This window comes from Comamonas sp. HJ-2 (assembly GCF_053615495.1).
On the sequence record NZ_JBSIFD010000011.1, the window covers coordinates 171,160 to 193,830 of the forward strand.

The 22,671-nt window shown below is 61.4% G+C and carries 19 protein-coding genes; 15 read left to right on the forward strand and 4 right to left on the reverse strand.

What is annotated here, in order from left to right; genetic code table 11:
• Positions 1–174 precede the first annotated feature (174 nt).
• From ACWGXF_RS10960 to ACWGXF_RS10990, 7 genes are all read left to right on the forward strand, one after another.
• Entirely contained in the window at positions 175–1,116 is a 942-nt protein-coding gene (locus ACWGXF_RS10960) for a LysR family transcriptional regulator (RefSeq protein WP_012838156.1), read from the forward strand.
• A 142-nt stretch (positions 1,117–1,258) separates the two neighbouring features.
• Positions 1,259–1,846: an RBBP9/YdeN family alpha/beta hydrolase gene (locus tag ACWGXF_RS10965; protein WP_012838157.1), complete on the forward strand. Its 588-nt coding sequence runs from the start codon at positions 1,259–1,261 to the stop codon at positions 1,844–1,846.
• A gap of 217 nt (positions 1,847–2,063) precedes the next feature.
• Positions 2,064–3,065: a sulfate ABC transporter substrate-binding protein gene (locus tag ACWGXF_RS10970; protein ID WP_003067963.1), complete on the forward strand. Its 1,002-nt coding sequence runs from the start codon at positions 2,064–2,066 to the stop codon at positions 3,063–3,065.
• Positions 3,066–3,232: 167 nt separating this feature from the next.
• Positions 3,233–4,090 carry a sulfate ABC transporter permease subunit CysT gene (gene cysT, locus ACWGXF_RS10975; RefSeq protein ID WP_034352054.1) on the forward strand — a complete coding sequence of 286 codons (858 nt, stop codon included), beginning with the start codon at positions 3,233–3,235 and terminating at the stop codon, positions 4,088–4,090.
• Positions 4,090–5,130, forward strand: coding sequence for a sulfate ABC transporter permease subunit CysW (cysW, locus tag ACWGXF_RS10980; RefSeq protein WP_034352057.1), 1,041 nt, complete (start codon positions 4,090–4,092; stop codon positions 5,128–5,130). Before cysT ends, cysW begins: the two co-directional genes overlap by 1 nt.
• 29 nt (positions 5,131–5,159) lie before the next feature.
• The gene (locus tag ACWGXF_RS10985; protein WP_003055644.1) at positions 5,160–6,287 is read left to right on the forward strand and encodes a sulfate/molybdate ABC transporter ATP-binding protein; all 1,128 of its coding nucleotides are present in this window, start codon (positions 5,160–5,162) and stop codon (positions 6,285–6,287) included.
• Positions 6,288–6,452: 165 nt separating this feature from the next.
• Complete coding sequence (locus tag ACWGXF_RS10990) at positions 6,453–6,953, forward strand: disulfide bond formation protein B (protein WP_039048628.1); 501 nt, start codon at positions 6,453–6,455, stop codon at positions 6,951–6,953.
• A gap of 117 nt (positions 6,954–7,070) precedes the next feature.
• Here the strand turns inward: ACWGXF_RS10990 and ACWGXF_RS10995 are convergent, their stop codons facing one another.
• Positions 7,071–7,787 carry a glutathione S-transferase gene (locus tag ACWGXF_RS10995; RefSeq protein ID WP_012838161.1) on the reverse strand — a complete coding sequence of 239 codons (717 nt, stop codon included), beginning with the start codon at positions 7,785–7,787 and terminating at the stop codon, positions 7,071–7,073.
• A gap of 139 nt (positions 7,788–7,926) precedes the next feature.
• Positions 7,927–8,790, reverse strand: a complete 864-nt coding sequence (locus ACWGXF_RS11000) for a LysR family transcriptional regulator (RefSeq protein ID WP_256630327.1) — start codon at positions 8,788–8,790, stop codon at positions 7,927–7,929.
• A 113-nt stretch (positions 8,791–8,903) separates the two neighbouring features.
• On the opposite strand from ACWGXF_RS11000, the gene bla reads away from it, so the two are divergent.
• The 8 genes from bla to ACWGXF_RS11040 all read left to right on the forward strand — a co-directional run bounded on the left by bla (position 8,904) and on the right by ACWGXF_RS11040 (position 18,366).
• Positions 8,904–9,809 carry a class A beta-lactamase gene (bla, locus tag ACWGXF_RS11005; RefSeq protein WP_003067956.1) on the forward strand — a complete coding sequence of 302 codons (906 nt, stop codon included), beginning with the start codon at positions 8,904–8,906 and terminating at the stop codon, positions 9,807–9,809.
• A 481-nt stretch (positions 9,810–10,290) separates the two neighbouring features.
• Positions 10,291–10,758 carry a sigma-70 family RNA polymerase sigma factor gene (locus tag ACWGXF_RS11010; RefSeq protein ID WP_039048631.1) on the forward strand — a complete coding sequence of 156 codons (468 nt, stop codon included), beginning with the start codon at positions 10,291–10,293 and terminating at the stop codon, positions 10,756–10,758.
• Positions 10,755–11,738, forward strand: a complete 984-nt coding sequence (locus ACWGXF_RS11015; RefSeq protein WP_452101903.1) for a FecR family protein — start codon at positions 10,755–10,757, stop codon at positions 11,736–11,738. The genes ACWGXF_RS11010 and ACWGXF_RS11015 overlap by 4 nt, the downstream gene beginning before the upstream one ends.
• 144 nt (positions 11,739–11,882) lie before the next feature.
• On the forward strand, positions 11,883–14,420 hold the full coding sequence (locus tag ACWGXF_RS11020) for a TonB-dependent siderophore receptor (protein ID WP_452101904.1): 2,538 nt from the start codon (positions 11,883–11,885) through the stop codon (positions 14,418–14,420).
• 10 nt (positions 14,421–14,430) lie between these two features.
• Positions 14,431–16,071, forward strand: coding sequence for a PepSY-associated TM helix domain-containing protein (locus ACWGXF_RS11025; RefSeq protein WP_452101905.1), 1,641 nt, complete (start codon positions 14,431–14,433; stop codon positions 16,069–16,071).
• Positions 16,068–16,385, forward strand: coding sequence for a hypothetical protein (locus tag ACWGXF_RS11030; protein WP_242607011.1), 318 nt, complete (start codon positions 16,068–16,070; stop codon positions 16,383–16,385). Before ACWGXF_RS11025 ends, ACWGXF_RS11030 begins: the two co-directional genes overlap by 4 nt.
• Positions 16,382–16,738, forward strand: coding sequence for a DUF3325 domain-containing protein (locus ACWGXF_RS11035; RefSeq protein WP_452101906.1), 357 nt, complete (start codon positions 16,382–16,384; stop codon positions 16,736–16,738). The genes ACWGXF_RS11030 and ACWGXF_RS11035 overlap by 4 nt, the downstream gene beginning before the upstream one ends.
• Before the next feature lie 197 nt (positions 16,739–16,935).
• Positions 16,936–18,366, forward strand: a complete 1,431-nt coding sequence (locus ACWGXF_RS11040) for a chloride channel protein (protein WP_034379590.1) — start codon at positions 16,936–16,938, stop codon at positions 18,364–18,366.
• Positions 18,367–19,228: 862 nt separating this feature from the next.
• Here ACWGXF_RS11040 and ACWGXF_RS11045 read toward each other — a convergent pair.
• Entirely contained in the window at positions 19,229–19,876 is a 648-nt protein-coding gene (locus ACWGXF_RS11045; protein ID WP_452101907.1) for a dihydrofolate reductase family protein, read from the reverse strand.
• 227 nt (positions 19,877–20,103) lie between these two features.
• Entirely contained in the window at positions 20,104–22,497 is a 2,394-nt protein-coding gene (locus ACWGXF_RS11050; RefSeq protein ID WP_452101908.1) for an adenosylcobalamin-dependent ribonucleoside-diphosphate reductase, read from the reverse strand.
• Between the last annotated feature and the right edge of the window lie 174 nt (positions 22,498–22,671).

The following is a 22,671-nucleotide window of genomic DNA, read 5'->3' on the forward strand; positions in this document are numbered from 1 at the left end:
AAATGAGTAAGAGAGCACTTCTTGCCCAGCTCGGATGCTGCGTTGCGGCAAAACAGTGATTCGTTTTGAATTGCAATGGGATAGATTGTAGATTTGTTTAGATTCGGCAATAAGTCTGCAAAAATGCGATAGATCGTTCCAAATATCAATTCAATCGAGTCCAAGGATATATGCATGGTGGATCTCAACGACATGCTGTACTTCGTCGAAGTGGTCGAGCGCGGCGGCTTTGCCGCTGCGGGGCGGGCACTGGGTATTCCCAAGTCGCGCCTCTCGCGCCGTGTTGCTGAACTTGAGGCCCACCTTGGGGTGCGCTTGCTGCAACGCACCACCCGCAAGCTGTCTCTGACACAAGTGGGGGAGACCTTTCTGCGCCACGGCCAGGCCATGCGCGATGCCGCCCTGGCAGCGTCGGATGCCGTGGCCGAAGTCCAGACCGAGCCGCGCGGCACCATTCGTGTGACCTGCCCGGTGACACTGGCGCAGACCGTCCTGGGCGAGCTGATGCCCGAATTCCTCAAGCGCTGCCCGCTGGTGCAGGTGGAGATGCAGGTCACCAACCGCCCAGTCAATCTGGTCGAGGAGGGGGTTGATGTCGCATTGCGCGTGCGTGCCACGCTGGAGGACAGCGGCTCCATGGTCGTCAAGCGACTCGACAGCTCGCGCCAGATTCTGGTGGCCAGCCCCGATCTGCTGCAGCGCCAGGGCACGCCCAGGTCGCTGGAGGACTTGCAGTTGCTGGACAGCATGGCGATGACGGCAGTCGACGGTCATTCCAGCCTGCTGCTCGTCGGGCCCGAAGGCAAGGAGCATCGGCTGCAGCTGCAGCCGCGCTATGTGGTCGATGACTTGCTGACGCTGAAATTTGCGGCCCTGGCCGGCAGCGGCATGTGCTGGCTGCCTGACTATATGTGTCAGGACGAATTGACCCGGGGCACTCTGGTGCAGTTGCTGCCGCAATGGGCACCTCCGCGCGGCATCGTGCATGCGGTGTTCCCCTCGCGGCGTGGGTTGGCACCGGCGGTGCGGCATTTCCTGGACTTCCTTGGGGAGCGCATGCCGGGCAGCAGCATCTCTGCCGTGCAAAAGGCAGCATTGGCCTCGGCGCAGCATTAGCTTCTGCCCATAAGATAACAACAAAACATTCGTTGGGATTTGGGCAGGCCTTGCCCACAATGACTGCCTTGTTATCAGATCAGGAGCACGCCGGGCTTTTTTCCTCTGGCCCGGCTGGCGCTTCGAGATTACAGGAGGCAGCATGACATCCCCATTTCGTATCGTGATCGTGCCTGGCTGGCGCAACTCCGGTCCCGGCCATTGGCAAAGCCTGTGGGCTGAGCAGCTGGAAGGCGCCGTGCGTGTACAGCAGCAGGACTGGCTGGTGCCGCACCGCGATGCCTGGGTGGAGGAGCTGGAGAGAGTCTTGCTCGCCGATGAGCGACCTGCCGTCATCGTGGCTCACAGCCTGGGCTGCATCACGACCGCGCATCTGGGCGAGGCTGCCGCGGCGCGCGTTCATGGCGCCTTGCTCGTGGCTCCTGCCGACCCCGAGCGTCGCGCCCAGTTGGCGGACTTCGCGCCAGTGCCCTATGCGCCGCTGCCCTATCGCAGCGTGCTGGTGGCCAGCAGCAATGATCCGTTCTGCCCCATTCGCCGTGCGGGCGCTTATGCCAGGGCCTGGGGCAGCGAGCTGGTGCGTTTGCAGAACGCCGGACATATCAATATCGAGTCGGGCTTTGGCGCCTGGCCGCTGGGGCTGGCACTGCTGCAATCGCTGACCGAGCAGGGCGGCTGGAATGCTCAGACCTCGGCCCGGCCCTTGCAGGCAACTGCACTTGCAGCCTGAAATCCAGGGGCTGTTCCTCTTTCATGCTTTTCTTTTGATAGCTGTATGCGCTTTCTGATAGAGCGCTTACGGCTATTTTTACCTTGAACTCGCGTGCTGTTTTATTCTTTATATTGAATTTCAGAAAAACAAAGAAAAATATATTCTTTTGAGTTTTAAGGAGTCGTTCGCACAATGTCTACATCTATACACATTGCTCAAGAAAAGGCAGCGAACCATGCATTCCGTGAAGCTCAAGACATTGTTGGCATCCATCGCACTGGCAGCAGCAGGCGCTGCCTCGGCACAGACTCAGCTGCTCAATGTCTCCTATGACGTGGCCCGCGAGTTCTACAAGGATTACAACGCTGCCTTTATCGCCCATTACAAGAAGACCAAGGGCGTGGACATCAAGGTGGATCAGTCCCATGGCGGCTCCAGTGCCCAGGCCCGCGCCGTCAACGACGGCCTGGCTGCCGATGTGGTGACTTTCAACACGACCACCGATGTGGATTTCCTGGCCCAGAACGGCGTGGTTGCCAAGGACTGGAACAAGAAGTTCCCGCATGACGCATCGCCCACTACATCGACCATGCTGTTCCTGGTGCGCAACGGCAATCCCAAGAACATCAAGGACTGGTCCGATCTGGTGCGCCCAGATGTGAAGGTCGTGGTGGTCAACCCCAAGACCGGCGGCAATGGTCGCTACGCCTATCTGGCAGCCTGGGGTTCGGTGCGTGAAAAGGGCGGCACCGATGCGCAAGCGGCCGAATTCGTGCAGAAGCTCTACAAGAACGTGCCCGTGCTGGGCAAGGGCGGTCGCGATGCGACCAGCATCTTCTTGCAGCGCAATATCGGAGATGTGCTGATCACCTTCGAATCCGAAGTCGTGTCCGTGGACCGTGAATTCGGTCAGGGCAAGGTCGACGCGGTCTACCCTTCGGTGAGCATCGTGGCCGAGAACCCCGTGGCCGTGGTCGAGCGCACCGTGGCCAAGAAGGGAACGACCCAGCTGGCCAACGACTATCTGCAGTGGCTGTACTCTGACGAAGCGCAGGAAATCGCTGCCAAGCATGCGATCCGCCCGCGCTCCGAAGCAGTGCTGAAGAAGCACGCCGACCAGTTCAAGCCCATCAAGCAGTTCACCGTGGCCAAGTACTTCGGTTCGCTGACCGAAGCGCAGAAGGTGCACTTCAACGATGGCGGCCAGTTCGACAAGCTCTACACCCCCGGTAAATAAAGACTCCCCCTGAGCGGCTATGCCGCTTCCCCCTCTCTCGCTGCGCGGGAGGGGGCGACGCCCCAAGCGTAAGGGGCGGCCCTTGCTCGGCGTCCCTGTGGGGCGCCTGCCTGTTCATAGGCCCGGCATGTTGGCTGCAATCACTTTTTCTACATCGCCTTTTGAATATGTCCTCTGCTGCTCTAGCCCCCCGCAAGGCGCGTAGTGCCAAGCGAGTGTTGCCCGGTTTCGGGTTGACGCTGGGCTACACCATTTTTTATCTGAGCATCATCGTGCTTATCCCGCTGGTAGCCCTGCTGTTCAAAAGCTTCTCATTGACCTGGGAACAGTTCTGGACTGCGGTATCGGCGCCGGCCGTGGTCGCTTCCTACGAGCTGTCCTTCACCATGTCCTTTATCGCGGCCTGCGTGAACGTGGTGTTCGGCATGCTGATCGCCTGGGTGCTGGTGCGCTACCAGTTCCCCGGCAAGAAGGTGGTGGATGCGCTGGTCGATCTGCCGTTTGCGCTGCCTACGGCCGTGGCCGGTATCTCGCTGTCGGCGCTGTATGCGGGCAATGGCTGGATCGGACAGTACTTCGAGTCGTTGGGCATTCAGATGGCCTACAACCCCAAGGGCATCGCCATTGCACTGATTTTCATCGGTCTGCCTTTTGTGGTGCGTACCGTTCAGCCGGTGCTTGAAGACTTCGAGAAGGAGCTGGAAGAGGCGGCAACCAGCCTGGGCGCATCGCGCTGGCAGATTTTCTACAAGGTCATACTGCCGCATATCGGTCCGGCGCTGCTGACCGGCTTTGCCATGGCTTTTGCGCGCGCCGTGGGTGAATATGGCTCGGTGATCTTCATTGCCGGCAACATTCCCATGGTCTCGGAAATCACTCCGCTGATCATCATGGCCAAGCTGGATCAACACGATGTAGCCGGTGCCACGGCCGTGGCCGTGGTGATGCTGCTGATCTCTTTTGTATTGCTGCTGCTGATCAACGCACTGCAGGCATGGCAGCGCAAGGCGCAGGGAGGCCGCTGATGTCTTCGATTCACGCAGCGATTCAGGCGCTGTTTCCCAATCTGCTGCCCATCTGGGCGCATCTTTTCACCATCGTCGCCATTGCTCTGCTGGTCCTGGTCGTGCTCTACAAGATCACGGCCCCGCCCAAGAGCGCCAAGCTGGAGAAGATGACCACGACCGAGCCGCGCTGGGTGCGCTGGGTTCTGACCACAGTGGCCCTGCTGTTCATGTTGATCTTCCTGATCCTGCCGCTGCTGTCCGTCTTTGGCGAGGCGCTGCGCAAGGGCTGGGATGTCTATGTCACGTCGCTGGGCGAGCCCGATGCGATCTCGTCCATCAAGCTCACGTTGATCACGGCGCTGATTGCCGTGCCCCTGAATCTGGTCTTCGGCGTGGCCGCCGCCTGGTGCATCGCCAAGTACGAGTTCAAGGGCAAGGCCTTTTTGACCACCTTGATCGATCTGCCATTCTCCATCTCGCCCGTGGTTGCCGGTCTGATGTACGTGCTGGTGTTTGGCGCCAACGGCTGGCTGGGCCCCTGGCTGGCCAAGCATGAGATCCAGATCATCTTTGCCGTGCCCGGCATCGTGCTGGCCACCGTGTTCGTGACCTTTCCCTTCATCGCCCGTGAACTGATCCCGCTGATGCAGGCCCAGGGCAGCGACGAAGAGCAGGCCGCCATCGTGCTTGGCGCTTCGGGCTGGCAGACCTTCTGGAATGTCACCCTGCCCAATATTAAATGGGGTCTGGTCTATGGCGTGATTCTGTGCAACGCCCGTGCCATGGGCGAGTTCGGTGCCGTGTCCGTTGTCTCCGGCCATATCCGGGGCCAGACCAACACCATGCCGCTGCATGTGGAAGTGCTGTATGCCGACTATCAGGCGGCAGCCGCCTTTGCCGTGGCATCGCTGCTGGCGCTGCTGGCGCTGGTGACACTGGTGATCAAGTCCCTCGCCGAATGGCGTGCCGAGCAGCAGGCCAGGGCCGCTGCCGAAGCACCGCCCGAGCGCCCAGGCCAGATCAGCCTCGCAACGAACAAAACCGCCAAGGCAGCCTGAGCTGCCCGGATCAGAACAAGAGATTCATCATGAGTATCGAAATTCGTAATGTCAGCAAGCAGTTCGGCGATTTTCAGGCCCTGCGCGATGTGAGTCTGGATATCAAATCGGGCGAACTGATCGCCTTGCTCGGCCCGTCGGGCTGCGGCAAGACCACGCTGCTGCGCATCATCGCGGGTCTGGAGACTGCCGATGTGGGCAGCATCCACTTCAGCGGTGAAGACACCACCGATGTGCATGTGCGAGACCGCAACGTGGGCTTCGTGTTCCAGCACTACGCGCTGTTCCGCCATATGACGGTGTTCGAGAACGTGGCTTTCGGCCTGCGTGTCAAGCCGCGCAAGGAACGCCCCAGCGAGGCAGTGATCAAGGAAAAGGTCATGAAGCTGCTCAAGCTGGTGCAGCTGGACTGGATTGCCGAGCGCTATCCATCGCAACTCTCGGGCGGCCAGCGTCAGCGTATCGCGCTGGCCCGTGCCCTGGCTGTTGAACCCAAGGTGTTGCTGCTTGACGAGCCCTTTGGTGCCCTGGATGCCAAGGTGCGCAAGGAGCTGCGACGCTGGCTGCGCCAGTTGCACGACGAGTTGCATGTGACCTCCATCTTCGTGACCCACGACCAGGAGGAAGCCCTGGAAGTGGCGGATCGCGTGGTGGTCATCAATCAGGGCAAGATCGAACAGGAAGGCACGCCCCAGCAAGTCTGGGATAACCCCGCCACTCCGTTTGTCTATGGCTTCCTGGGCGATGTGAACCTGTTCAAGGGCCGCGCCAGCGATGGCCGGGTCTATCTGGACGAAGGCATGCAGCTGGACAGCAGCGATGCGCGCGGTGCCCAGGACAGCCAGGCTTTTGCCTATGTGCGACCCCATGATCTGGAAGTGGAGCGCTATTCCCCGGGCCAGAACCTCGACGCCCAGGGGCGCCCCACAGGCATCGTGGCTCAGCTTTCGCGCGCCATTGTGGTCGGCCCCATTGCAAGGCTGGAACTTATTCCCTCCGAGACCACACCAAATGCCAGCCATGCCGGGGAAGACGGGTTGATTGAAGCCCAGATTCCCGCACAGCAGTTCAAGGACATGGGTCTGCGCGAAGGTGAAACCCTGGTGGTGACGCCGCGCCGGGCCAAGGTGTTCCTGGATGAGGCTGCCGGGATTTGATACCCCCTGAGGCGCTATGCGCCTTACCCCTGCCTCTCAGGCGGGGGCGCAGAGTCGCCGAGAGGCGGCTCTGGCTTGCAGTCTCCTGCGAAGGAGTCGTGCAGGCATCAGAGGGCGTTATCCTTGGTGCTGGCATGATTCAGAAATTTCGCAGAAAGAATATTGATGCTTCAATGGTTTGAAACCGCGCCGCGGCGCATCCTGGCGCTGATCAGCGTCGCCTGTGTGGCCATGCTGGCGTTTGGCCTTTACCTGCAGCATGTGGTGGGTCTGGAGCCTTGCCCCATGTGCATCGTACAGCGCTATGCACTGATTTTGGTAGCTATCTTCACAGGGCTGGCAAGCTTTAGAGACCAAAAAGGCTGGTGGATGAGCTTTGGCATTCTGGCCCTGTTGGCCAGCGGTTTCGGTGCGTTTGTGGCGGCACGCCAAAGCTGGCTGCAGTGGTATCCACCCGAGTTTGCGACCTGCGGCCGTGACTTCTACGGCATGATCGAGCACTACTCCTTCAGCCGCTCCATTCCCATGATCTTTCAGGGCTCGGGCGACTGTGCGGCCATTGACTGGACTTTGCTGGGCGGCTCCATTGCCAACTGGTCGTTTGTCTGCTTCGTGGCGTTTTTCGTGATTCTGGCCATGCTGTTGATCAAGGGCGTAAAGCGCTGAATTCCGGCGACATCCAAACTATAAAGCCCCGGCAAGCGTAAGCTGCCGGGGCTTTTTCATGGCTTGGAAACACTGGCCGTAGCTGTCACTCCAGCAGCTGCAGCCATGGTTTCACCATTAGAGGCTTTCCACGCTCTCGCCAACAAATGTCGGCCCCTTGCTGCCGGGCAACCAGCCCGGATAGGTTTCCATGACTTCGGCAAACAGGGCCGAGTCAATCCAGCGCTGCAGCCAATGCTGAAGATGAGGCCAGGGCTGCTCGTTCCACTGCGCTTCGTCGATGCGCGCGTACTGGCGCACAAAGGGGCGCAGTGCCATATCGGCCAGACTGGGGTTCAGACCGAACAGATAGCCGGTTTCCTCGAGCTGATCGTTCAGTGCCGACAACCAGGTCAGCGCGTCGGCCTGGGCCTGGTTCACGGCCTCGGCATCGTGGCGCTCGGGGTATTTGCAGCGATCAAGAGCCTGTTTGAAGAAGCCGTCGTTGCGCTCGATCAGAGCCAGCATGTCCTCCAGGCTGCCATGCGTGGGTTGCAGCCAGCCATCGGGGTCGTTGCCGTGCAGCGCATGCAGCATCACCTCCAGGCTCTGATCAATGACTTTTCCGTCCTGCAGCACCAGCACTGGCACCGTGCCCTTGGGCGATGCGTCGAGCAGTGCCTGTGGCTTGTTGCGCAGATTGATTTCACGCAGTTCGCAAGCCAGGCCCGCATGGGCCAGCGCCAGACGGGCTCGAATGGCATAGGGGCAGCGACGGAAGGAGTACAGGACGGGCAGGGTGGCGGCGGCAGTCAAGGCAGGTATCTGATGAGATGAATGAAACCAAAGCGCCATGGCGCTTGCTGGGCGTGTACTGTACCTCTTGCCCTGAAGCCATGCAGACCTGTGCGGCTTAGATGTTTTGGAGTACTCACGGATTGATAGCTTGAAACGATTGGAGTGAAACGGTTTTAGCCATTAAAGAGCGCTGGTTTCAGTCAGTTTGCAACTGGGTCATCAGCCATTGTCTGAAGGTTTGCAAGGCGGCGCTGGCCTGACGCGATTTGAGATAGGTCAGCCAGTAGGCGCCGGTGTCGACCTCATGGGCAAAAGGGCGCACCAGCCGGCCCTGTTGCAGCATGTGCTCGAACATGCGTGCGGGCAGCAGGGCAATGCCTGCGCCCTGAGCGGCGGCCTCGGCCAGCGTTAGCGAAGAGTCGAACATGGCTCCGCGCGCCAGCGGGGCAGCCTGCTCAAGGCCGGCAAACCAGCCTTCCCATTCCTGCGTGCGGTAGGAGCGCAGCAAGGTTTGCCGGGCCAGGTCGGCAGGCTCGCGCAGCTGTTGTGCCAGCATGGGGGTGCACATGGGCGAGAGCGGTGCGCGCAGCAGCATCTGCGCATGCGTGCCATGCCAGGCACCGTCGCCAAAGCGCACGGCGGCGTCCAGCCCTTCGCCGGCCAGATCCACGCGATTGTTATTGGTCAGCAGCCGAAGATCTATGTAGGGATGCAACTGCTGGAACTGGCTCAGCCTGGGGATCAGCCAGCCTATGGCAAAAGTGCCGACCACGCCCACGGTCAGAATTTCGCGTGGTCGTGGTTCTGCCACCTGCTGCAGCGATTGCTCTATGCGCTCAAAGCTCTGTGCCACCACGGGCCACAAGGCCTGGCCTTCGTCGGTCAGGGCCAGGCCGCGCGGCAGGCGGCGAAACAAAGGCTTGCCAAGGCGCTCTTCGAGATTACGGATGTGCTGGCTGACGGCGGCCTGCGTCACATGCAGCTCCTGTGCGGCGCGAGTCAGGCTCTGGTGACGGGCGGCCGCATCAAACATGCGCAAGGCGTTCAGTGGTAGCTGCATATCTCAATCAAGATAAAAGTTTTTCTAATGGATGGTGTCAATTATTACTGCTGGTTCATACGAATCTACCGATTTATGCTTCAAACCATGACAGTTAACCAAAAGAGGATCTTATGCAGCGACGCAGCATGCTGACAACAGGACTGGCCTTGGGGCTGGGGGCCTGGGGACTGAGCGGCTGTGCTTTTATCTCCAAGCAGCAAGCCGCAGCAGCGAGAACATTGAGCGACGAGTTGGCGGCGTTGGAGATTCAGGCCCAGGGCCGATTCGGCCTGTATGTGCTGGATACCGTCAGTGGCGCCGAGGCGGGCTGGCGCGGCGATGAGCGCTTTCCCATGTGCAGCACCTTCAAGACCTTGTTGGCTGCACGCATGCTGTATCTGGCACAGCGAGATGAAATTCGTCTGTGGCGCAAGCTCTATTACTCTCCTTCCGAAGTCGTGGCCTGGTCGCCGATATCCGAAAAGCGCGCGGGTGCCAATGGAGGCATGACGGTGCAGGAACTGTGTGAAGCGATGGTGCTTGTCAGCGACAACACGGCGGCCAATGTGCTGCTGGAGGCCAGCGGCGGGCCGGCGGCGCTGACGCAATGGCTGCGCGAGCTGGGGGACGGCATCACCCGGCTGGACCGCAACGAGCCTTCGCTGAACACTGCGCTGCCCGGCGATGAACGCGACACAACGACGCCACAAGCCATGGTGCAAAGCCTGCAGAAGCTGCTGCTGGGCGATGTGCTGGAGGGCTATGCCCGCGCCTTGTTGCAGCAGTGGCTGGTGGACAGCCGTACCGGTGACAAGCGCGTGCGCGCCGGCATGCCCGGCGACTGGACAGTGGGCGGCAAGACAGGCAGCGGCGAGAGGGGCACGGCTTGCGACACTCTCATCGTCTGGCCTACCGCACAATCTGCGCCGCTGCTGGTGACGGCGTATCTGACCGGCAGCCCGCTCGATGGGGCGGGGCGCGAAGCCGTGTTGGCCAGGGCTGGCGAAGCGATCAAACGCTGGTATTACACGATCTGAACCAGCGGCGGTCATTTCGATCATAGGCAAGGATCTTGCCTGCCTGCAGGCTTGAGGGAAGCGCTGTTACAGAAGCCTGACCGTCCACTCGAATGCAGTCCGCAGGGCGCTCTGTGGGCTCGCCTTTCAGGCTTGAGGTTTGCTGCCAGGCAGGGTAGGGGGGCTGGCCAATCACAAGTCCTGTCCGAGCCTTGAGCTTGAACTTGGGTAGGCCCGGCAGCAGTTGTTGCGCCTGAATGGCTGATCGCAGGAGATGACCCGGGGCGGAGCTCACCCAGCCGCGCTAGCGGTGCAGACGCAAGTTCAAAGTTTGTCGTGACGCCGGCTCTGCATTGATGCGAAGAGGCGTCGAGATCTGTCATTTAATGAGATTGATTCTCATTTTCTGATAGAGTCTGCGCTTTCCCGCTCCGTAGCTGCATGTTTTGCGGCCGATTCCAGAGCCTGGGCGGCATGCCTCGCAAGAGGTCGAGGTGTACCCGTGGTTGCGCACTATTACGCAGAACTCGTCAGTTTCTTTGCTCGCTCGCTCAATAGCCGGGATGCGGCTGCGGATGTCGTGCAGGAAAGCTATGCCCGCGTCTTTGCCATGCAATCGCGAGAGCTTGCGGTACGGGATTTGCGAGCACTGCTGTTTCGTACCGGCAAGAACATTGTGATCGACGATGCGCGCCGCCGCGCTGCAGAAGCACGCATGCTGGAAACCCTGGCGGTGGTGGGGGCCGATGAGGCGCCCTCGGCCGAGCGTCAGGTGCAAGGGCGACAGCAACTGGTCTTGCTGTCACGGCGCCTGCAAGCCATGCCGCGCAAGCGTCGCGAGGTGTTTGTGCTGGTGCGCATCTATGGCTTCAGCCATGCCGAGGCAGCAGCGCATATGAATATCAGCGAAGCCGCCATCGAAAAACATGTGGTGCGTGCCGTCTGCGATTGCATGGGGCTCAAGTCATGAAGGCCGAGATGCCCGAGCGCAAACGGCTGGAATACGCCTTGTTGCTGATTGCTCGCCAGCATGGCGCAAGTACCGAAGCAGCGCAGGTAGCGGCAGAGACGCTGGAACGCTGGCGTGCCAGTGAGCCCGCGAATGAACTGGCGGCCCAGGCTGCCATGGCGGGCTGGGCGCAGACTGATGGCAGTGCTTTGCAAGGCGATATGCCCATGCCCGCCACCCAGTCGGCGCGTGCGCAGCAGACGCGCCGGCGTGCGCTTTCCGTGCTGGGAGTCGCTGGTGTGGGAGGCCTTGCCGGCATGCTTGGCCGCTGGCACTGGCTGCAGCCACTGGAGCAGATCGCGCTGCATACAGGTCATGGCCAGCAACTGAGCCGCCATCTGGCCGATGGCAGCCAGCTCGATCTGGCGCCTGGCACCGATGCCTCGGTGGTGCTCTACCGCCAGCGCCGCGAGATCCATCTGCGCCAGGGCGAAATTCGGCTCGACGTGGCCCATGATGCACAGAGGCCGTTGGAGGTCCACACGGCCCTGGGCCGGGTGCGTGTGCTGGGTACGGTTTTCTCTGTGGCCTTTCGGCCTACCGGCCTGCAGGTCAGCGTCGCCCAGGGCCGTGTGGCCGTGTGGCAGCAAGCCCGCATGACGGATCAGAATCCCGATGCCATGCTGGGTGCCGGCCAAGGCCTGCGCATCTATGCAGGCGGCGAGATCGCGCACTACTCGCTCAATGCTTCGGATGTGGGCGCCTGGCGCGAAGGCTGGCTGGTGTTCGACCGCACGCCACTGACCGAAGTCGTGGCGCGCTGGAATGACTATCTGGCCCAGCCGATGCTGCTGGACGATGGGGCTTCTTTGCAATCCCTGCGATTGACCGGCAGCTTCAAGCTGCGCGAGCCTGCCATCTTCATTGCCAGCCTGTCGCGCTCCCTTCCGGTGCGCGTGGAGCCACTGGCCGATGGCCGCACCGTCATCCGTCGGCGCTGACGGCCGGCAAGGCCGGATGAAAGTTTTTGTCCGGTACAAGCCATTTCATGCGTCCTCACTGTGAAAGCACTTAGACAAGCACTTCACAGGATGCATTTGATGAAAAGAAATCACTCTCATTTTTCTTCTGTTCAAGAGGAGGGGATGGCTGCGGGTTCGCATTGCGGAGGTCTGCGCGCAGTGACTTTGGCCAGTGCCATGGCCTGTCTGTCTTGGTCAGCTCTGGCGGTATTATCGACAGCTCATGCCCAGGTCGCCAGCAGCCAGACGGCCATGTCCACCTCGCGCAGCCTGAGCCTGCCTGCGCAGCCGCTGGGACAAGCATTGAATGCACTGGCCCGCACCTGGGGGGTGTCGGTCTCGGTTGACGCTGCATTGGTGGAAGGCCGCACGGCGCCGGCGCTGCAGGGCGTGCAGACCTTGAACGAGGCGCTGGCCAAGGCGCTTGCGGGGAGCGGACTGGAGGCCTTTCCTGTCGGGGCGGCCATCACCGTGCGTCGCCACAGCAGCCAGACCGGCATGCTGGGCGAGGTGACGGTGACGGCCCTGGCCCAGCGTGAAGCCACGGAAGGCAGCGGCTCGTATGCCGCCTCGCATGTGTCCCTGGGCAAAGGGCAGGACATCCGCGAGACACCACAGTCGATCTCGGTGGTGACGCGCCAGCGCATTGAAGATCAGGCCATGAGCAATGTGGGGGAAGTGATGCAGCAGACCACCGGCGTGACGGTGGACTATGGCGGCGCGGGAGGGTTGGGCGGTGCGGCCACCAAGTTTCTGTCGCGCGGCTTCGAGATCAGCAATGTGCAGATCGACGGTGCCAGTGTGGACGCTTTCAGCCAGCAACTGTTCGACCCCAATCTGGCCATGTATGACAGCGTGCAGGTGGTACGCGGCGCCAACGGCCTGTTCAGCGGCAATGGGGAGCCTGGCGGTGCCATCAATCTGGTGCGCAAGCGTCCCACGGCGCAAAAGCAGATTCTGGGCTCGGTGGGCGTCGGCAGCTGGAGTCGCAAACAGGCCGAGCTGGATGTTGCGGGTCCATTGAATGAAGCAGGGAGCCTGCGTGGTCGTGCTGTGCTCGCGCATTCTGACAAGGACTTCTTCTATCGCGGAGCGGAGTCGCGCAACAGCTTGCTGTACGGTGTTCTGGAGGCCGATGTGACAAGCTCCACCCGTGTGAGTCTGGGAGCCAGCTACGACAAGCTCAGGGCCACTCCCTGGCGCGAAGGCCTGCCGCGTGCCGCCAATGGCGACGATCTGAAGCTGTCTCGCAAAACTGCGCTGATGGCGGGCTGGAGCCACTATGACAAGAGCGCCAAGGAGGTCTTTGCGCAGCTCGACCAGCAGCTGGCGGGAGACTGGAAGCTCAAGGCCCAGCTCAATTATCAGAAGGTGGACAGCGATGCGCGGCTGGCCAGCCTCAGCGGAGCCGTTGACCCTGCAACAGGTCTTGGCGCCAACTGGACCGGCTTTTCCAACGACTTTCGTTCGGAGAAAAAAAGCCTGGATGTGCATGCCAGCGGCCCGTTCTCGCTGTTCGGTCGCAAACACCGCTTGCTGCTCGGCGCGGACTGGAGCAAGGTCCGTGACGATCAGGACACCTATTACTCCGAGATGGATACGCCGCTGTCTCTGACCAATGTCTATGAGTTCGATCCCGGCAGAATTCCCCCTGCGGTACGCGAACGCATGACGCGCAGCTATCCCGGCTACGGCGCCACTCAAAAAGGCTTTTATGGTCGTGCCAACCTGAGCCTGACGGATCAGCTCACCGCCATTGTCGGAGGACGTTATGCCAGCTACTCCTACGACACGCCATACATCAACTACAACGCCGATGGCAGTGTTCGGGCCAGCGGTCGCGAGTACTACAGCGAAAGCGGCATCTTCACCCCCTATGCGGGCCTGGTGTATGACCTGGGCAACCAGTGGACGGCCTATGGCAGCGTGACCGAGATCCACAAGTCGCAGGCCAATATGCTGGCCGGGCCGGCACCGGGGGCTGCGCTGGACCCGATCAAAGGCCGCAGCTTCGAGCTGGGCATGAAGGGGGAACTCGCCGATGGCAAGCTCAATACAGCGCTGGCCCTTTACCGTATCGAGCGCAAGGGGCAGGCGGTGCGTGATCCGCGTTATCCGGAAACGGATGTGGGGAATCTGGGCCTGAGCTGCTGCTATGTCGCGCAGGGCAAGATCATCAGCCAGGGGCTGGACATGGAAGTGACTGGTCAGCTGGCACAGGGCTGGCAGTTGTTTGCCGGCTATACCTACAACCACAATCGCAACAAGACCGACCCGTCGCAACTGGTCTATAGCTCCATCACACCCAAGCACCTGTTCAAGCTGTGGAGCACGTATCAGTTGCAGGGTCAGCTCTCGCCATGGACGGTGGGCGGTGGCGTGACGCTGCAAAGCGCCACCTATGTCAGCGGCACGGCCAACAGTTACAACCCGGCATCGGGCCAATACGATGGCAATGCCGTTCCCTTCCGCTTCACCCAGGCCGGCTACGCCGTCTGGGGCGCCAGCGTGCAATACCGCATCAATCGCAACTGGTCGGCTGCGCTCAATGTGCACAATCTGTTCGACAAGACTTACTACAAGACGGTTGGGACCTCGGGCAGCGGCAACTGGTATGGCGAGCCGCGTAGCGTGCTGTTGACCTTGCGTGGCGCGTTCTGAGCGGGCTGACATGAGCGGCAAGCCAGCATCCCGGCCCGGACTTCGCCAGACCATGTCATGGCTGCACACCTGGTGCGGCCTGGTGTGCGGCTGGCTGCTCTGCGCCATTTTTCTCACGGGCTCGATCAGCGTGTTCCGTGAGTCCATCACGCTATGGATGCAGGGGCTGCCACTGGAGGGCAGCGGCCAGCCGGCGCTTTCTCCGCAAGAGCGTCTGCAGGCCTTGCGGCTGGCCGAGCAGCATCTGAGCAAGACGGCGCCGGATGCCAGTATCTGGCGCATCGGTCTGCCGCTGCACACAGGCGATGGGGTCAAGGTATTCGCGCGTGCCCAGGACGGCGATCTGCAGGCCAGCCTGCATGTGCAGACTGGCGAAGTCCTGCCAGAGCCTGCCATGCGTCAGACCGAAGGCGGCCGGCATTTCATGTCCTTTCACTATTCCTTGCAGGGCGGTATCGCTGGCTTCTGGGTGGTGGGACTGGTGTCCATGTGCATGCTGGTGGCGCTGGTTTCGGGCGTGATTGTGCACCGGCGCATCTTTCAGGACTTCTTTACCTTCCGGCCCGGCAAGGGCCAGCGTTCCTGGCTGGATGCACACAATGCGTCGGCCGTGCTCACGCTGCCGTTTCTGTTCATGATCGTCTACACGGGACTCGCGCATTTCTACACCAGCTATATGCCCTGGCCGCTGCAATCGCTGTATGGGCAGGACCGTTCGGCCTACAGCCGCTACGAGTCCGAGTTGAACGCCAGATCCGAGGCGAATACACCCTCGAATGCACCAGCCATTGCAGTTGTGGACCTTGTCAGCCTTGCGCGGCAGGCCCAGTCCCTGCTGACGGAGCCTGTCGTGGGCGTGGTGGTGCAACGACCTGAGGGTGCGCCGGCCACGATACGCTTCACGGAAGGCAAGCCGGATACGGCAGTGACGCGCCGAATGGTCAACAGCGCCAATTCAGTGACATTCGATGCCGTCGACGGCGAGCTGCTGCAGCTATCCGCCAGTTCGCCGTCCAGTAGTTTTGCAGGCGATACCTATCCCGTCATCAGCGCGCTGCATCTGGTCACCTTTGGTGGCTGGGCGATGAAGTGGCTGTACTTTGTCCTGGGCCTGGTCGGCACGGCAATGATTGCCAGCGGATCGATCTTGTTTGCGGTCAAGCGCCGTGCAAGAAGCGGTTATGAATGGGGCGCGGCGACGCCCTCCATATACCGCTGCATCGATGCGCTCAATGTGGCGGCACTGGCAGGCTCGGCGCTGGCGTCCATTGCCTATCTGTATGGCAATCGTCTGCTGCCTCTGGTGCTGGAGGCGCGTTCCAGCTGGGAAATCTGTGTGTTCTTTGCGGTCTGGGTCCTGAGCCTGCTGCATGCGCTGCTGCGCACGGCGCGCCAGGCCTGGCGCGAACAGCTATGGATGCTAGCCTTGCTGTGTCTGGGCTTGCCGCTGCTCAATGTCATGACTACAGGCCAGCACCTGCTGCTGTACCTGGCGCAGGGCGATGGTCAGCGGGCAGGGCTGGAGCTGACCTGCATGGCGCTGGGCCTGCTGGTCGCCTGGGGTGCATGGCGGCATGAAAAGTCGCAGCGTAGCAAGAACATGGCGCAGTTGCGTGCGGGCCGTGGCGTTGTCTCAGGAGGTCTCACATGAAAGCGGCGACAATGACCAAGGCTCAGACCAGGCACCATCGCTGGGCCGTGTTGCTGCGCGTGCTGATGATCACGCTGGGCGGCTATGCGCTCACGGCGCTGGCCTGCGCCGTGATGGCCCATGCGCTTGTGGCCGTGGGCGCTATGCAGCGTGCACCTGCCGTGCTGCTTTCCACCTTGCTCAGCTTTGTGCTCTACACCGCAGTGACGCTCTGGGCCTTTCATGTGCGCAGCCTGCTGCGCGTGATGGCATGGATGGCGGGCTCGGCAGCCCTGCTGACAGCTGCGCTGCAGGCGCTGAAAGGTGTGGCATGAGTCTGTGGCAGGTGATGGCCTGCGCCCTGGCGCTGTGCTTGGCAGGCATGCTGGTGCTGAGCCAGGCCATGGACAGGCATTGCGATCAGCTTGTATCGCGTGGCGAGCCCGGGCCGGCGCTGCGGGTCGTGCTGCGCCTGGCGGGGGCGGCGCTGATGCTGCTCGCACTGTGGCTGTGCATGGGCTTGTGGGGTGCTGCGGTGGGAACCATCGTCTGGCTGGGCTGCCTCAGTGTGGCCTCGCTGGCACTCACATGGCTGCTCGCCTATGTGCCTGGGCCCGGTGCAATGCTGGTGGCCATGGGAGGTCTGGTCGCCTTGGCCGGGACGCTTTGGGTGGCATTCACGGGATGAGTTATACGGCATGACCGCATGGACATTCCCTCGGGCTTTAGCCGGGCGATTCGCAATAGATGTGCGACTCGGGCGGTCGTTGTAAAAACCTGTGTGGGCAATCGTTGTGGCTATTGCCGATCTGGCAAGCCCTTGGGCGGGCGCAGAATGTGGGTCTTCGCCCATTTTTGCAGCCGCCCCGAAACGATTGCCCGCCCATGCAGCAAGAGCCAGATTTCTTCCACAACCTCAATGAAGAGATGCGCGATGGAAAGCGCTGGCTGGAGCGGACGGTGGTGCTGGCCTATGCCGCGGCAGCGGGGCTGAGCGTGGTGGCTTTCACGCTGCTGGCCGAGGCGGCTTTCGGCTTTTTCGAGAGCATCTACCACGGCGTCCATGGCTGGCTGGTGCTGATCTGGATGCCGGCCATCACGGCGGCAGCGGTCTGGGCCACGCGCAAATGGGCTCCGGGTGCCAGCGGCTCGGGCATCCCGCAGGTGATTGCCACGCTGGAGCCATCGGTCGATGCCAGTCTGCGCAAGCGCTTTGTGTCGCTGTGGCTGTCGTTTGCCAAGATCGTGCTGTCCAGCGCGGGATTTCTCGCTGGGCTGTCGATAGGGCGCGAAGGGCCGTCGGTGCAGGTGGCTGCAGGTGTCATGCATTCGGCGCGGCGCTGGCTGGGCCCCAAGTCCGTTATCAACACCCATGCCTTGCTGGTGGCTGGTGGGGCGGCAGGTATTGCAGCAGCCTTCAACGCCCCGCTGGCGGGCGTGGTGTTTGCCATCGAGGAGCTCTCGCGCAAGCTGGAGTCGCGCTCCAGCGGACTCATCATCGCAGCCATTGTGCTGGCCGGTCTGATGGGGGTCTCGGTCTTCGGCAATCTGAGCTATTTTGGCCGCATCCGCGTGGCCGAACTCGGCTGGCGTGACCTGCTGCCTTGTCTTGCAGTGGCGCTGACCTGCGGCGTGCTGGGCGGCCTGTTCGCCAAGCTCATGACCCACTCGCTGACCTCGTCCACCGAGCGCCTCAACAAGCTCAGGTCACGCTTTCCGATCCGCTTTGCCGCAGTGCTGGCCCTGCTGATTGCCGTCATTGGCGTGGTCACCGGCGGCGCCACCTTTGGTGCGGGCTCCGAAGCCGTCAAGCATATGTTGCAGGGCGAGGCCGATGTGCCCGAGTTCTATGTCACGCTCAAATTCATCGCCACCTGGCTATCGGCCTGGGTGGGCGTACCCGGCGGTATCTTTGCGCCCTCGCTGTCGATTGGTGCAGGCGTGGGGAATAACGTTGCATCGATTGTTGGAACTACGGATATAGCTCCTGCATTGATAGCGATGGGCATGGCTGCCTTTCTGGCGGCGGTCACCCAGGCGCCACTGACGGCTTTCATCATCGTCATGGAGATGGTGGACGGCCATGCACTGGTGCTGAGCCTCATGGCATCGGCCATGATCGCCAGCATGATCTCGCGCATGATTGCGCGGCCGCTGTATGAATCGCTTGCCCTGCACATGCTCCAAGTGGCAAGGGCCTCTTTGCCCAAGGAGCCGGAGCCAGAAGCCGCTGCGGCTCCGGCGGAGTCCACGCAGCCAGTGGCGCTGGATGAGTCATCCGAGACTGACTCACTGCAAAAATCGCGTCAAGTCTAGGCTGTCAGTTGAATCCATGGGCAGCGTCCACGCGGAATTGAACTAGCTTGGGCCAGCGGTGGTGATGCTTGGGTGAAGTCAGGAGTTCAGTTGATCCTGGGCGCGCGGCGCAACCGGTGAGCCGGGCCTACAGGCTCCTTGAGAGAGTCGCGGCGCATGGCGTTTCAGGCCCTAGCCTGAGCGAAGAGTCGCACGCAGTCTATTGACGCTGGATGCCGGACGGCAGTAGGAGTATTTTCGCCAACTCCTATATAAAGGCGTGAGGCGACCCATAGTGCTTCTCTGAGTGGCAAGTGTTATCGGGCAAGGTCTGGGGTTGATGCCATCCACTTTACCTACGTGGGGGTCGAAGCACAAACATACGCCAAGTCGCTCTTTTTATCGCCATGGCCTGGATTGGCTGTGCTCACGCAATACAGCCTGTCGAGGCGGGACTCCAGCCTTTGCTCGATCGCCAGAAGGGCATGCTGCATGAGCAACCACAACTCAATAAGTTGCTTCAAAGCACGATCACCGAGCCGAAAGTCCGAGCGGATGCTTACCGTGAGTACCTGATGGTCGAGCTTGAGAGGCAAGAGCTGGAATGTGATATCCAGGGAGCGAGAAGTTGGGCGAGTTCGCCATTGGTGACGTATGCGAGGCCTATGACTGAGACCACGTGCGGCGCCGGCCTGGCCTATCGTTCCGGCAAATCATCTCTTTCGACTTCCGACGCTAAGCGTTAAGCAAGCGTTCTGGATACGACTGTCGCTCGCCGCCCCGGCTGAAGCATGAGCGTCACAAGTGTCAGGTCCATGGGCTTGGACAGTCCGGACAGCCAGGAGTACGCCTGCTATATCAAGTGCGACCCGGTTTTCAGGTGTTACGCTTGTTTGCGCACCATCACATGCATGGCTCGTTCGCCCTGTCTCACTTCGGCGACCTCATAGCCAAGAGCCCGCATGTCCAAGCCTTGCCAGAGGTTTTCGCCGGCCCCCATCAACAGAGGACGTACAGCGAGGTGAATCTCATCGACCAGTCGCGCCTGCAGGAACTGTCGCACGGTGGCTACGCCGCCGCCTATGCGAATATCGCGATCACCTGCGGCTGCCTTGGCTTGCGCCAGCGCCGATGCAATGCCATCCGTGACGAAGTGAAAATCAGTGCCTCCCTGCATGCGCAGCGAGGGCCGCGCGTGGTGGGTCAGGACAAATGCGGGCACATGATAGGGCGGCTCATCGCCCCACCAGCCCTTCCAGCTTTCGTCGGGCCAATGGCCGCGTATAGGTCCGAACATATTGCGCCCCAGAATCCACGCGCCGATGTTCTCGAAGGAGCGTTCGGCCATCTGATTGTCGACACCTGTTTCGCCGATCTGAGACCCTCCATGCATGCGCTGAAAGACTTGGGTGGGGAAGAACCACTCAAGGATCTCAGGGCCACCGACGCCGAGCGGGTTCTGCAAATCCTGGTTGGGGCCGGCGGAGTAGCCGTCCAGCGAGATGCCGAAGCAGAGGACTTTGACTTTCATGACGGAACACCTTTCAAATTCGGGAGCGATGATCGATGGCCTCGATATCAACGTCTGTACTTAGCGTTTCCACATGCCTCGGTCACCCGTCGCATTGTTGAGCTCAGGGTGTTGGGTCCGAAGCCGCGTCTGACCGCTGCTTCGGGTATCCGCCTGAATGGATGCTGAGGCGGACTCAGTCATCCATCGCACTGCTCAGCTTGATCGCGACTCAAGCTATCCATTTTTCAACCGCATGACCCCACAAAGCCGCAGGCAGTACAGAACTGACAGCCATCTTTTTTGATCATGGCATGTGCTCCGCAGTCGGGACACTTTTGACCGCTGACTGAGGCATTGTTCTCGGGCGGAGATGTCGGCGTGGCCGCCGTGCTTGGTGCCGGCTGGGGCAGGCCGCGATTGGCGATGATGCTTTGAATCGCATAGGCCAGCAGCGCCACTTCGCTGTCATGCCAGAGCGGGATGCGGCTGCCGTCGTCACGCGTCCTGCTGCCGTAGCGCACCGGGCCGCGATCCCAGGCCACTTTGCGCAGATCGGCCAGGGCCTTGTCGAGAAAGCTGCCACGCGCGGCCAGGCTCAGGCTGCGCATGGTGGCCGTGATCCATTGCTGGCTTTCCCCGGTCTGGCCCACGGGCATGAAGAATTCGATGGGACGCTCCACACCGTCGACCACCATGAAGCTGACGACCAGATAAAGACGCCGTATGCCGTCATGCGTGAAATACTCGATCTTGTCCACCACGGCATTGAGCGGACCCTCGGGGCGGCGCTCGATCACGGCCGTCATGCCGCTGCTGCTAACCGAGTTGATAGCAGCCTGCGATTTATCGGTAGGCGCTTGGGAGGGGGCGGGGGCTGAATCGGTAGACAGAACCGCGCCCAGCGTGTCGTTGGGACGGTAGGTGGCACAGCCTTTGAGGCCGACCTCCCAGCACTCCATATAGAGGTGCTTGAAGTCCTCGAAGGGATAGTCTGCCGGGATGTTGACGGTCTTTGAAATCGATGTGTCGATAAAGGGCTGCACGCAGCGCATCATGGCCACATGCTCGCTGGCGCTCAGCTCCAGCGCACTGACAAAGCACTCGGGCAGCGGGGCATCATCGCCGTGCATGGCTTTGTACAGGCGGTAGGCATGTTCCTGTACGGTGTAGAACTGCTCGCCGCCGTCGGCCGTGCGCTTTTTGCGCGTATAGGTCCAGGAAAAAGCGGGCTCGATGCCGTTGGACGCGTTGTCGGCAAAGGCCAGTGACACGGTGCCCGTGGGGGCGATGGACAGCAGATGGCTGTTGCGCAGCCCATGTTTTTTGATGGCAGCGCGCAACTCCTTGGGCAAGCGTTTGGCAAAGCCGCTTTTCAGATACTGCTTGGCGTTGAACAGCGGGAAGACACCTTTTTCCCGTGCCAGCTCCACCGACGCGGCATAAGCCGCATCGCGCATGGCGCGAGCTATTGATGCGGCCTGCTGCAGGCCTGCATCGCTGGCGTAATGCAGGCCCAGCAGAATCAAGGCGTCGCCCAGCCCAGTGAAGCCCACGCCGATGCGGCGCTTTTGCTGTGCCTCGCGCTGCTGCTCGGGCAGGGGCCAGACGGTGGCGTCCAGCACATTGTCCAGCATGCGCACCTGAACCGCGACGGCGGCGCGAAAGGCCTCCATGTCGAAGAAAGCCTGAGGTGTGAACGCCTCGCGCACAAAGCGCGTGAGTATGACCGGGCCCAGATCGCAGCAGCCATAGGGCGGCAGGGGCTGCTCGCCGCAGGGATTGGTGGCGCCAATCTGCTCGGCATACCAGAGGTTGTTGTCGGCGTTGATGTTGTCGAGAAAAAGAATGCCGGGCTCGGCGAAGTCGTAGGCCGAGCGCATGATGGCATCCCACAGCGCGCGCGCGGGCTGGCTTTTATAGACCCAGAGGCCATCGTCACGGCGATGGGCGCCGGCCTGTATCTGTGCCTCGCTGGGACTGGCGACATGCACCAGCTCCCATTGGGCATCGTCCCTGACCGCCTGCATGAAGGCGCTGCTCACGCCCACAGACACATTGAAATTGTTCCAGCGGCCTTTTTGTCGCTTGGCGGTGATGAATTCCAGCACATCGGGGTGGTCAATGCGCAGCACACCCATCTGGGCGCCGCGGCGCGCACCGGCCGACTCCACCGTGGTACAGGATGCATCGAAGACATCGATGAAGGAGCAGGGGCCCGACGCAAAGGAGTTGGTGCCGCGCACCAGCGCACCGCGTGGTCGCAGATTGGAGAAGTCATAACCCACGCCGCCACCGCGGCGCATGGTCTCGGCTGCCTGAGAAAGCGCTGTGTAGATGCCGGGGTTTCCCTGGGTGTCGAAACCATTGGTGGCGTCGGCGACGGGCTGCACAAAGCAGTTGATCAACGTGGCCTTGGTGTCCAGCCCCGCCGCTGCCATGATGCGGCCAGCACCGATGGCACCGCGCTGCAGATTGACCAGAAATTGCTGCTCCCAATGCGTCTGAAGCTCAGGCTGTTCAACAGCTGCCAGGGCTCGTGCCACGCGGGCAAACAGCTCTTGCTCGGATTGCTCGCCGTCGGCCAGATATTTCTCGGCCAGCACATCCTGGCTGATGGCCTGAGGAGGGAGTGTGTTCATGGCATGCCTCATGCTAATCGGATGTCGACTTTGTAGCGCAGACTGCTTGGTGGTGCTGTGACGCAGCGCAACATCGACGATGCACCAAGTGCCCAGAAGCCTCCATCGGCGCAACGGGCCTGCCCCCAAAATTGTGACAGACCCGCTGAAAATAGACGGAAAAGACCGAGTCGG